This window comes from Pseudoalteromonas phenolica (assembly GCF_044788725.1).
Lineage (GTDB): Bacteria > Pseudomonadota > Gammaproteobacteria > Enterobacterales > Alteromonadaceae > Pseudoalteromonas > Pseudoalteromonas phenolica_C.
In genome coordinates, this window is sequence record NZ_CP173161.1 from 1,902,344 (window position 1) to 1,914,108 (window position 11,765).

General features: G+C 39.0%; 9 protein-coding genes. All 9 read left to right on the forward strand.

Going from position 1 to position 11,765, the window contains the following annotated elements:
• Window positions 1-76: 76 nt before the first annotated feature.
• The 9 genes from ACH784_RS08640 (at window position 77) to ACH784_RS08680 (ending at window position 11,714) form a co-directional block, all read left to right on the forward strand.
• On the forward strand, window positions 77-1,579 hold the full coding sequence (locus ACH784_RS08640) for a GumC family protein (RefSeq protein WP_404395067.1): 1,503 nt from the start codon (window positions 77-79) through the stop codon (window positions 1,577-1,579).
• On the forward strand, window positions 1,572-2,648 hold the full coding sequence (locus ACH784_RS08645; protein WP_404395069.1) for a glycosyltransferase: 1,077 nt from the start codon (window positions 1,572-1,574) through the stop codon (window positions 2,646-2,648). Before ACH784_RS08640 ends, ACH784_RS08645 begins: the two co-directional genes overlap by 8 nt.
• A gap of 9 nt (window positions 2,649-2,657) precedes the next feature.
• Entirely contained in the window at window positions 2,658-4,463 is a 1,806-nt protein-coding gene (locus ACH784_RS08650) for a sugar transferase (protein ID WP_404395071.1), read from the forward strand.
• A 254-nt stretch (window positions 4,464-4,717) separates the two neighbouring features.
• Window positions 4,718-5,032 (forward strand): STAS domain-containing protein, encoded by a 315-nt coding sequence (locus ACH784_RS08655; protein WP_138478822.1) that lies wholly within the window; start codon window positions 4,718-4,720, stop codon window positions 5,030-5,032.
• A 26-nt stretch (window positions 5,033-5,058) separates the two neighbouring features.
• Window positions 5,059-5,925: an OmpA family protein gene (locus tag ACH784_RS08660; protein WP_404395073.1), complete on the forward strand. Its 867-nt coding sequence runs from the start codon at window positions 5,059-5,061 to the stop codon at window positions 5,923-5,925.
• Window positions 5,912-8,038 carry an SLBB domain-containing protein gene (locus tag ACH784_RS08665; protein ID WP_404395075.1) on the forward strand — a complete coding sequence of 709 codons (2,127 nt, stop codon included), beginning with the start codon at window positions 5,912-5,914 and terminating at the stop codon, window positions 8,036-8,038. Before ACH784_RS08660 ends, ACH784_RS08665 begins: the two co-directional genes overlap by 14 nt.
• Window positions 8,035-8,742, forward strand: coding sequence for a tyrosine-protein kinase family protein (locus tag ACH784_RS08670; protein ID WP_404395077.1), 708 nt, complete (start codon window positions 8,035-8,037; stop codon window positions 8,740-8,742). Before ACH784_RS08665 ends, ACH784_RS08670 begins: the two co-directional genes overlap by 4 nt.
• A gap of 7 nt (window positions 8,743-8,749) precedes the next feature.
• Entirely contained in the window at window positions 8,750-10,240 is a 1,491-nt protein-coding gene (locus tag ACH784_RS08675) for a SpoIIE family protein phosphatase (protein ID WP_404395078.1), read from the forward strand.
• 28 nt (window positions 10,241-10,268) lie between these two features.
• Complete coding sequence (locus ACH784_RS08680) at window positions 10,269-11,714, forward strand: sigma-54-dependent transcriptional regulator (RefSeq protein WP_404395080.1); 1,446 nt, start codon at window positions 10,269-10,271, stop codon at window positions 11,712-11,714.
• The last annotated feature ends 51 nt before the right edge of the window (window positions 11,715-11,765 follow it).

Consider the following 11,765-nt stretch of genomic DNA (forward strand, 5'->3'; position numbering starts at 1 on the left):
ACAAAGATATGAAATCTTTGTTTTTAACTGACATTTTGCAAGCGGGTTCAATTTTGCTTTGCAAAATGCAAAACGGATGAATTGTATGATATTGGCACAAGCTCAAATTAAAAGACTACTGTATTTAGCGTTATACGCCGTGTATGAACGCTATCAGTTAGTTTTGCTGCCTTTTATCATAGTACCAATCATTGTCATAGGCTTGAGTGCAACGGCTGAAAAGCAATATACCAATCACGCCAGTATCCTGATTGAAGAATCAGCGCTATTAAATCCTTATCTAGATGAATTGTCTTTTTCATTCGAGCTATCAGAGCGCATAGATGCACTACGCACTTTGGTATTGAGTAGAAATAATTTAGCTGAAATTGTTGAAGAAATGCAATTAGTCCCTGAGGGTGCACCGATTAGAGAAGTTGAGCAAATGCGTCAGAAGTTAGGCCAGGCAATTTCTATCTCAGTCGTTGGTGATGAACTTGTAAAAATAAGCTTTAAATGGAACAACCAAGCGCAAATGAAACCAATTCTAGAGCTTGTTGTTGAAAAGTTTATCGAGCGACTACTAGCACCCACTAAATCGTCTTTAGATACCTCAGAGCAATTCTTTTTAGATCAACTTGAGCTAATGAGAACAGAGCTTGAAAAGTCGGAAGATCAATTAGCACAATTTAAAGCAGATAACCGAGATGCTTTACCAGAGCTGATGAGTGTGAACCAGGAAACCATGTCACGCCTTGAACAGCAAAAGCAAATGAAAACCGTGGTACTCAGTGGGGCGCAGGCCAAGTTTAATACGCTTGCAAAGAAAATGAGTAAAGCAAACCCAATTCTAGGTCATATTGAAGATAAAATTCTTCGTACTGAGGCTGAAATTGCACTTTTAAGAACTCGTTATACCGATAAGCACAGCAAATTACAGGCTAAATTAAAAGAGCTTGAAAACCTAAAAGCGCATAAGCAAACCATAAGCGAAAAACACCAATCAATTGATTCAACGGACCTAGATTCGCTTTGGCAAATCGCCAATACCTTGCCCCAAGATGGAGAAAAACAAAATAACGCCTTGTTGGTCTCTCAACTATTAACGCTCGAAGAAGCTAAGAATAGTTTGGCTCAACACCAACAAGAGTTAGATATGTTAGACGAGCAAATTCGACTTATTGCAGCCCGTTTAAGTAGTACTACTGACATAGATAAAAAGCTTCGCAAATTGCAACGTGATTTAGAAGTAAAACAAAATCTCTACAAAGATATGTTAGAGCGTTATGAAATGTCTAAGGTCACGGGTCAGCTTGTTCGCTACGAAGGCCCAGATAAAGTTAAGACAATTGAACGTGCTTATAGCCCTAGCGTGCCAATTAATAACCCATTATGGATCAGTGTCGTCCTTGGTATTGTCCTTGGGCTATTTTGTGGCATAGCACTTGTATTTGTCTATGCACTACTTGATACACGCATTAAAGACATGAAGACAGTGGCCCATCTAACAGAGCAACCAGTACTGACCGTCATGCCGATAGTTCATCAAGAGTTTGAACGAGAGATCATCATTGAAGCATCGAGGAGTTCTTATGAATAACGTACTACAGCTAATTCAGCATCCACTTGTAGGTGGCTTAGAGAAAATGGTTCTTACCCTGTGTCAGCAAAGTAAGTTCTCAAATAAAATGGCTTTAGTTGCCCTTGAGGGTTCAACAAATCGCGCGTTATCAGCGTGGCCAGCGTTAAAAGAGCTTTCAAATTTTGAATGTTTAGATAAACAACCTGGTATTTCTTACCAAACAGTTAAAAAGCTCATCAAACTCATTGACGAGTGGGGCATTGATACTATTCATAGTCATCATGTTGGTCCTCTATTTTACGGTGCCATGGTCAAAATGCACAGACCACATGTTAAACACATTCACACAATGCATGATGCTTGGTATTTAAATAGCTTTAAACAACGTTTGTTGACTAAGTTAGTTCATAGTCTGACTAAAGTCACCATAGTGACAGACGCCAATGCGGTGGCATCTGAACTGACACATCAAACCTCTATTAAAGCGGATTATGTGGTGCACAACGGCATAGACACTCAGCTTTTCAGACCTTTTTCCAAGTATCTTGCTCGTTGTCGCTTAGGTTTACCAAGCGGTATTAAACTGGTTGGCTGTGCTGCAAGAGTCGAGAAGGGGAAAGGTCATATAGCCTTAATTGATAGTCTTAAATCTTTGCCAGACCACGTTCACCTTGTTTTTGCGGGAGATGGCAGTCAACGTGAGTTTTACACTAAATACGGTATAGAAAAGTCACTACAAGATAGAATTCATTGGCTCGGTAAAGTCGATGCTATGCCGCTGTTTTATTCTGCTATTGATGTTTTTTGTTTATTTTCAGAGCGTGAAGGTTTACCGCTTACCTTGCTTGAAGCCATGGCCTGTAACATTCCTGTCATTGCTTCTGATGTTGGGGGCGTTAAAGAAATTGTGAGCAAACAAAGTGGTATTTTACTAAATGTAAATATGGCCCATTATTTGCCAGATGCTATACAGAGAGGTTTATCATTACAAAAAGGCACTAAGGTCAGAGCACATGCTTTAGAGCTTGGTTGTTCGAAAAAAATGACAAAACGTTATGACTACTTATATGAAAGCATAAAAAGCTAGGAGTAAGTTATGAATACCATGGATATCATTCTCATCACCTGTATCGGTTTAGTGATCTATCACCATGGGGTGTACCCTTTGGCACTTAGTGTTGTTGCAAAATACAAACAGCGTCGCAATTTGCAAAGCGATTGTATTAAAGCGTATCAGCCAAAAATTGCGGTATTCATGGCAGCTCATAATGAGCAAGCTTATATTTATGACAAGCTCATCAATATCGCCAGTCAAATTTACCCGAATGAAAAAATTGCCATTCACCTTGTGCTAGATGGTTGCACCGATGACACATTGGCGTGTGCAACCCCAGCACTAGATAGACTTGCTGAACAAAACATATTTTGTCATATCGATGTGTTTGATGAGAATAAAGGCAAGTTAAACGCAATCAATCATCTCATTAACTTATACAGCAGTGATTATGATGTGGTGCTGTTTTCTGATGTGAGCGCCATGCTAAGTATAAACGCTTTTCAAGAAGTCGCGTGCAAGATGGCAGATAAGAAAGTTGCCGTTGTTTCAGGCTTATATCAAGTATATGACCAAGCTAACAATGAACAGAGCGGCTACTGGGCACTGCAAAACAAAACGCGTTTAGATGAAAGTATCTTTGGCGCGGTCAATGGTGTTTCGGGCTCTTTACTTGCAATTAAAAGTCACTTAGTTAAACCTCTCGATGAAGGCACCATTAATGACGACTTCATTCAAGCGGTGCAAGCAGTTGATAAAGAGCACGTGATTGCAATCTCAGAAGACATAAACATGGTTGAGATGGAAGAAGACGCGCTAGACAAAGACTATACACGCCGTGTTCGTATTTGTGCAGGAAACTGGCAACAACTTGGCTTGCTAGTTAAGAAGTTCGGATCTTTTAACATGTGGCAAAAACTTATTTTTACTTCTAGCAAAGGGCTAAGAGGTGTCATGCCGATTTGTATCGCTGTGCTTTATATTTCTTTAATCAGCCAGGCTCTATTGGTAGGGGGGTTATATTCGGTTGCTGCAATGGGGTTACTAATAACCAACTTGATTGGTTTAGCTAAAATCCGTGGACTGTTCAGCTTTAAGCTATCTGTAATCGACTCTGTGAATTATATGTTGTTTAGTTATCTAGTGGGTTTATACGGAATCGTACAATTTCATAAAGGTGTCTATAAACAAAGTTGGTCTCGTGTGCCTAAAAAAATTAACTCAGAGCAAAAACGCATTTTAATTACCAAGCGCATTATCGATGTCATTGGCGCTTCAGTTGGTCTGGTACTAACTGCACCTATTCTTTTACTTGTAGCCATTGCCATTAAGCTAGATTCAAAAGGGGGCATCATCTACAAACAACTAAGAGTTGGCGAGTCTACAGACAACTTTGTAAGCTTAATTTACGTTTATAAGTTGAGAAGTATGTATATTGATGCAGAAGCGCGCAGTGGCGCTGTATGGGCTTCTGATAACGATCCTAGGATCACACGTGTGGGTCGTTTTCTAAGAAAGACACGTTTAGATGAATTACCACAATTATGGAATGTATTAAAAGGTGAAATGTCTTTAATCGGTCCGCGCCCTGAACGTCCAGTATTTTATAAAAACTTAGAAGAAAACGTACCTTACTTCACGCACCGTACTTATCAATTAAAACCGGGTATTTCAGGTTTAGCGCAAGTAATGAACGGCTACGATGAAAATATTGAAGGTGTAAGAAGAAAAATTGCCTGGGATTATGCTTATGCTCTGTCATTGTCTAGCTTTTCATCTTGGTACAGAACAGAGATGAGCATTTTAGTTAAAACCATTCAAGTCGTGCTTATGGGGAAAGGGAAGTAATCTATATAAATTGTCGCTTTGATATAAATCCAAGCCAAGTTCTTACTTGGCTTTTTTCCCTTTCGATTGAGACTTTCGCGTATATCCAATTCTTAATTCACAAGTGACTCGCATTTTGCAATTGTTTACTGTTTCGCCAATTGCAATATGCGAAAACTAAAATTCATCACCTTTTAAATTCTTTTATTTCAATGCTTTAAAGTTTGGCATTCAACTTGATAGTTAAAGATAAACCTAACAAGAGGATAACTATCATGTATCAGCAACTACCAACAGAAGTAATCGACGACAAAATCATTGTAGAACTACCAAGTGACTTTTCAGGTATGTCTGTAGACAGATATAGAGAACAATTTGATTCACTTGCGAATACACATCAGGACAACATTGTACTAAATTTCAATAAGACAGAGTTTATTGATTCGTCAGGTATAGGTGCAATGGTGTTCTTATTCAAGCGGATTGAGCAACGTGGCGTGAATATGCAATTACTAAAAGTAAACGGCCAACCAAGAAAATTAATGACCTTACTAAGAGTAGACTTAACCATTGATTTTATTGATGAGTAGATAAAATTAAAACCAGGAGAGTTGCTATGAGATGGATGTATATTTTACTAATGCTGATAGTGGTTTCGGGCTGTAGTACTTGGCCCGAGCAAGGCAAAGGTGGTTGGGCTGAAGAGTATCACCCTGACAATGAGACAAATAGCGAAACCTGGTATGCATCAGCACCTATGCACATTGCAAACGAGTATGAACATATCCAAATGAAATTAGATTGGTTGAAAGTGCGTGGAATTAACAAATGTATGCCCGCACAAGTATATCAAGCTGAAATGTTATCTAATCGAATTAAGCGAATGCTTGCAGCTGAAATGTATTCAGATGCACAGGCTGATTTAAGAATTTTTTACCATCAACTGAATTTATTACAAAACCACTTTGAACGTGTTCTGAAGCTCACGGGGTGTGCTATGGCAAATAACGACACGAGCAAAGACGATTCACTCAAAATAATTAAACAGATCAAATCATTGTTGAACAGTGACAATCAATTTGCATTTGATAGTTTCGAAGTCACACCTAAATACATGAAAAGGCTTACCCAAGCCGCTGATCTATTGAAACTAGTTCCTGAAATTGAGTTACTTCTTGTCGGTCATACAGATAAGAAGGGCATTGACTCTGATAATTATGAGCTCGCCTTTAAGCGGGCAGAAAAGGTAAAGCATTGGTTAAGTGTATATGGTGTTAATCCTGCAACGATTACCACAGTCACACAAGGTAGTCTTTCCCCTTACAGCGAAAGCGATAACAACGCGGTAAGCCGCCATTCAGATAGACGTGTAAATGCTTATATTCTGAATGCTGAATCACAAATTGATGCAGAAACTCAGCTAAAACCACTTACATTTTGGACGGATGAGCTGACTAAGGAGCGTAGTGATGGTAAAAATTAATCTAAGTAGCCTGATCCCTTTTTGGCTTTTAATTATTGCTTCGAACATTGCTTTGCCTTCTTCTGCAGAAGAAACAGCCTCAACGGAAGGTAAGACGACGATTATAGAAGTCGGCAATAAACTATTTTTGAATATGCCCAATGAAGCAGATTTCGCTGATGTATTTGAGGTAGATAAAAAAGGCCAAATCAATGTGCCTGAAATTGGCAAGGTAACGGTGGCGGGTAAAACCATTCAACGTGTTGAAAATGAAATTAAATTACAGTTGAGTGGAGTATACAAAGGTCTTGAGCAGTTTTATGTAGAAATCAGAGCAAGAGACTTACTGGTTACCGTTCTAGGTTATGTCAATGAGCCCTCTCAAGTAAGTATTCCTGAAGATGGCAATATACAAATGGTTATCTCACAAGCCGGTGGGCTAAAACCAGGTGCGCAGCTAAATAAACTTCAGATCCGTCGCGGTGACGAAAGCATTAGTTTCGATTACAAGGCATATTTAGACAGTGGCGACCCAGATAAGCTTCCAGCGCTTAAATCGGGGGATATTGTCTTTGTTCCAGTTTCACCGCTGCTTGGTAATGTACAAATCGATTTTGACGCCCAAACGCTTTCTGCATCAGGTGATGCTGAAGGCAATGAAAAAGCCGTAACGCTATTTGGCGAGTTACACAGCCCCGGCAGTTTTTCTTACAAAGAAGATATGAATATTATTGATGCATTAATGCGTGCAGAAGGGGTAACGCGCTATGCGGATGTAACAAAGATCCGTGTTATACGTAACGGCGAGCCTGAAATATTCGATTTAAAACAGTATTTAGACTCGGGCGAAGAATCTTTATTACCAAGAATAGAAGGTGGGACCACTATCTATGTGCCGATTATGGTTGAAGATGTGAATACCACGGCAAGAACCGTATATATCATGGGTGAAGTTCAAAAGCCTGGCGCCTATGAGTCGACTGATAAAATAGGCTTTTTAGATATTCTAGCTAATGCTGGTGGACCTACTCGTTTTGCTGAAACACGGCAAATACGGATTTTGAAGCCATCGGGTGAAAGTATTTACTTTGATTTGCAATCATACAGTGATGGCGTAGCGACTTCTCCAATCCCGCCAATTAACCCAGGTGATGTGGTATTTGTACCAGAAAAAACTGATATCAATGAAAAAAGCTGGCTGAAAGTACCGCCACAACGTGCGGTAAAAGTGATGGGCGCTGTGAATAGTCCAGGGCGTTATGAATGGAGTGACGAAATGGATTTTACTGATTTATTTGCTCACGCTGGTGGCCCAACTAAAGGGGCTAATGTAAACGATATTAAGATTTTTAGAGCCGGCGAAGTTTTACAGCGTTTTAGTATGGACGATTATGTAAACAGTCCAGATGGTAGTTATCCGCTACCTAGCATACAAGCGGGAGATACAATTATCGTTGAAGAATTACCGCACGACCCTAAAGACAATAAATCTCAATGGGTAAGACAAGATCCAGATACTTCAATTTATGTCATGGGACAAGTTGGTGCCCCAGGCCGATATGCATTTGATGAGTCACTGCATTTCATTGATATTTTATCTGCAGCTGATGGTCCTAACAGTAATGCTGATATTAGAAATATTCGCATCACGCACCGTAATGGCTATGAAGCCAGAGTGAGTAAACTTGATCTTGCACTTTATTTTGAGACTGGAGACGAAACGCTTTTTCCGAAAGTACTCCCTGGAGACACAATTTATATTCCTGAAAAATCCAGAGATTGGTTAAGTCGAAAAAAAGAAAATGTCGTTCGTGTGATGGGGGCGATAAAAACTCCCGGGCGTTATTCGTTTGATGACTCTATGACTTTACTTGATTTATTAGCCGAAGCTGGAGGACCGACAGGAAGTGCTTTAATCGAAAACATTGTCGTGATAAATCACTCTTGCTGTAAAGAGCAGGCAAGACGTTTCGACCTAGAAGAGTTTATACGAGAACCTAACTCGATGCGCATTCCTGTTTTACGTGCAGGAGATACCGTATATATACCAGACCAAGGACAAGATTTTGGACAAAGAGCGAAAAGTTCAATTGTCGATTTCTTAACAATACTTGCATTAGCGGTGGGTCTATGAAGTTAATTCCTACAGAATATCAAGAAGTTGAAGCTGTCTATAAAAGTATTGTAGACAAAAAAGCCAAGTGTTTATGTGTTTTTTCTCCTGTTGGAGAAGAGGGCACAAGTTCAATTTCGGTTTGCCTAGCAAGAAGACTACAAACCATCGACAAGAAAGTGTTATTAGTCGACTTAAACTCTTATAACCCAATGTCATTTGATTGGTTAGAAGAACAGATGGACGACCAAGGTTGGAGTTTTGATGATATAAGCTGTCAGCTTTACACAAAACGTTTAAAGCAATTTGACTTTCTAACGGTGAAAGAGTTGAAAGAAGACGCACAAGTAAGAGAGTTTGGCATTTTACAGCAAGCGATTTTAATGCTGGAGCAGGAGTTCACTTATATCATCTTTGATATGCCACCTTTGATGCAAAATAATCGGCAAAATATCCCGCTTCATGTTATTTCAAGTGCAACAGATATGGCGATTTTGAATGTGGCACTTGGCATTAACAATGAAGAACAAGTCCAGGTCAGTGTCGATAAAATTAAAAAAGCCAATTTCAAGCATATTGAAGTCGTTGTTAGCCAGTTTGCTCTACCTCCGTTAGGCCCGCGATTGATAGAAAGTGTTGAACATAGATTAAATCGCTTCCCATGGCTCAAAGTGAAATTAATCACCGCGATTAAGAAACAAAAATGGCTATTTGAAGCGGTCTGAGGTGACTATGTCGACACTATTTTATAGAAGGTTTAATTTAGTCTGGCCAGCAATTCAGTCAGTGAGAGAAATATTGCATCATTATCTTAAGCAGATGAAGGTATCAAATGAAGACATTGATAATACGGGTCTTGTATTAACAGAGTATCTATCTAATTTAATACGTCATTCAGAAGGTGAAGATGGTGTAATGACCCTAGTTATAGACAACATAAAAGGGGGCGTTGCCTTAACAATCATTGATAATACACAATTTTTTGCTGAATTTGCTCAAGTTGAACAGAACGATCGAAGTGCAGTGATAAATGATGGACAGTTAAGAGAAGGCGGGATGGGCTTGGCACTGATCAATCACTACTTTCCGAAATATCAATATTTTGAAGAGTCAGAGCAAAACCATTTTAGAATCACACTCACCAGTTCTTCAGATAAAACCAAGGTCGTCATAATCGAGGACGAACTATCAACCTTAAAATTAATCGAGTGCTATTTAAAAGATGATTATGACGTGTATGCATTCGACTGTGAATATAAAGCACATTCTTTTATCTCAAAGCATGACGTTGACTTACTTCTGATAGACTTGAATTTAAATCAGATGTTGGCAACTAAATTCATTGAACAAATAAATCGTTATCAGCATTTAGCCAACCTTGGGATCATAGTGATGTCTGTTGATAATGCGATTGATACGATCAAGCAAACAGTGTCTGTGGGTATTGACGACTATGTAATAAAGCCGCTAAATAAAGAAGACATTAAACTTATTTGTGAACGTGTTTTAAGACGAAAAAAAGATACACTCAGAGCAAAAGTTAAAAATGCATACAGCAATAACTTAATAGAGTTAGATCCGCACAAATCATTGTCTGTGTTTGGCAGTGCAACACACGAAAGAAGTGGAGATTTTGTTCTAAATTACAGCAACAAAGAAAAAGGTGAACACTTTGTATTCTTGGTCGATGTCATGGGGCATGGTGAAGTTGCTGCAAACACTGCGAGTGAATTAAAAGGCTTTATTTATGGGCTAGTAAAGAACTCAAATGATTTATCGAGCATGGTGAATGATTTGAACGACGCAGTGATTAACGGAATTTGTATTAATAAAGACAAAATTTTCACTTTGCTGGGGTTTAAATTTGTCGACGACACGCTTGAATACATCAATATCGGTCAACCTAGTTTTTTACTCATTGATAAACTAAACGACACTGTGATGTCATTAGAGTCTAGCGAGCCTATCATAGGGTTAAACTCTTCATATCAATATAACTCAAAATCTTTGATTTTACCCACGTCAGCTTACATCGTCGCTTTTACTGATGGTCTTCACGAGAATAGTGACAAGTTTAGTGCATCAAATGAATTTATTAAAAATAAGCTGAGTGAGATGAGTTTTCAAAGCACTGAATTTCAAACACAACTTTGGCAAAAATGCCTACCTGAATTAACAAAAGAGATTGACGATTCAACATTACTGGTTCTTAATAAAGTATAGGAAATGATTTTGCAATCAGGAGGTTGCTATGCCAGCGAGTATTTTAATTGTAGAAGATACAGAGTCCCTTGCATTACTGTATCAGTCTTACCTTATTCCAACAGGGCTAAAAACCTTTGTGGCCGGTACAGGACAAGCTGCATTAGATTATTTAGATGCTAATCAACCTGATTTAATCATTTTGGATATCATGCTACCTGATATGAGCGGCATGGATATCTTAGCGCAATTACCAGAACAAAATCGCCCGGATGTTATCGTACTAACAGCTCATGCGAGTAAAGAACTTGCTGTAGAAGCAATTCGTCACGGTGCTATCGATTTTCTCGAAAAGCCGATTGACGCTGAGCGTTTTAGGATCACCGTAAACAATGGTTTAAAATTAAAAACACTCAGCAAAAAAGTTGAAGAGTATCAATCAACGTTTGAAAACGGTCGTTTTTGCCAGTTGATAGGCAAATCTTCAGCAATGCAAAGTGTTTATCAAATCATTTCTAATGCGGCGAACTCCAAAGCTACTGTTTTTATTACAGGTGAAAGTGGCACGGGTAAAGAGTTATGTGCTAAAGCGGTGCATGAGTGTAGTGATCGAAAACAAGCCCCTTTTGTTGCATTAAACTGTGCAGCGATCCCTAAAGATTTAATAGAAAGTGAAATTTTTGGTCACGTCAAGGGGGCTTTTACGGGCGCGACCTCAAACCGAGAAGGTGCAGCTGGTCAAGCGGACGGCGGTACATTATTTCTAGATGAATTATGTGAAATGGACCTTGGACTGCAAAGTAAGTTACTCCGTTTTATACAAACCGGTACTTTCCAAAAAGTGGGTAGTGAAACCTTACAGACAGTAAATGTTAGGTTTGTATGTGCAACAAACCGTGACCCTTGGTTAGAAGTACAAGAAGGGCGTTTTAGAGAAGACTTATATTACCGTCTTTATGTAATTCCGATTCAGCTTCCACCGCTAAGAGACCGCGGTGAGGACGTTGTGCAAATAGCCCAAGCTATGTTTGAACGCATTGCAAAAGAAGAAGGCAAATTCTTTGAAAAGTTAACTGAAAACGCAAAGCAAAAACTGCTTAACTATGATTGGCCAGGTAACGTACGTCAGCTAGAAAACATGATCCGCAATACCTTAGTCATGAATCATAGTGAAGTCATTGACGCGCATATGTTTCCTGCTTTCCCAGTTACTAATAGCAACGTCCAACAAATAGCTCCTCCAAATCAAGCTAATGCACTATCAACACCTAACCCTTCATTTGATGAAGTGCAAACAGGGTCACCTGTCACAACTCCAAATGAAGCAGCTACCACAATGCAAAGCCATTTTGACATCAGACCGATGTGGATTGTTGAAAAAGAATATATTGAACAAGCGATTGAAATTTGTGGTAACAATATCCCCAAAGCAGCGGCCATGTTGGAGCTTAGCCCTTCTACAATTTATCGAAAAATGAAAACTTGGGAGCAATAGTGTCTTATTATTACTCTCCAAGTTTAAACTAAATTCTGCAATAAACTTGAT

What these genes read in the sequence shown, in the direction of transcription:
- ACH784_RS08640 (WP_404395067.1), top strand. Translation starts at nt 77, where the DNA reads ATGAATTGTATGATATTGGCACAAGCTCAAATTAAAAGACTACTGTAT.
- ACH784_RS08645 (WP_404395069.1), top strand. Translation starts at nt 1,572, where the DNA reads ATGAATAACGTACTACAGCTAATTCAGCATCCACTTGTAGGTGGCTTA.
- ACH784_RS08650 (WP_404395071.1), top strand. Translation starts at nt 2,658, where the DNA reads ATGAATACCATGGATATCATTCTCATCACCTGTATCGGTTTAGTGATC.
- ACH784_RS08655 (WP_138478822.1), top strand. Translation starts at nt 4,718, where the DNA reads ATGTATCAGCAACTACCAACAGAAGTAATCGACGACAAAATCATTGTA.
- ACH784_RS08660 (WP_404395073.1), top strand. Translation starts at nt 5,059, where the DNA reads ATGAGATGGATGTATATTTTACTAATGCTGATAGTGGTTTCGGGCTGT.
- ACH784_RS08665 (WP_404395075.1), top strand. Translation starts at nt 5,912, where the DNA reads ATGGTAAAAATTAATCTAAGTAGCCTGATCCCTTTTTGGCTTTTAATT.
- ACH784_RS08670 (WP_404395077.1), top strand. Translation starts at nt 8,035, where the DNA reads ATGAAGTTAATTCCTACAGAATATCAAGAAGTTGAAGCTGTCTATAAA.
- ACH784_RS08675 (WP_404395078.1), top strand. Translation starts at nt 8,750, where the DNA reads ATGTCGACACTATTTTATAGAAGGTTTAATTTAGTCTGGCCAGCAATT.
- ACH784_RS08680 (WP_404395080.1), top strand. Translation starts at nt 10,269, where the DNA reads ATGCCAGCGAGTATTTTAATTGTAGAAGATACAGAGTCCCTTGCATTA.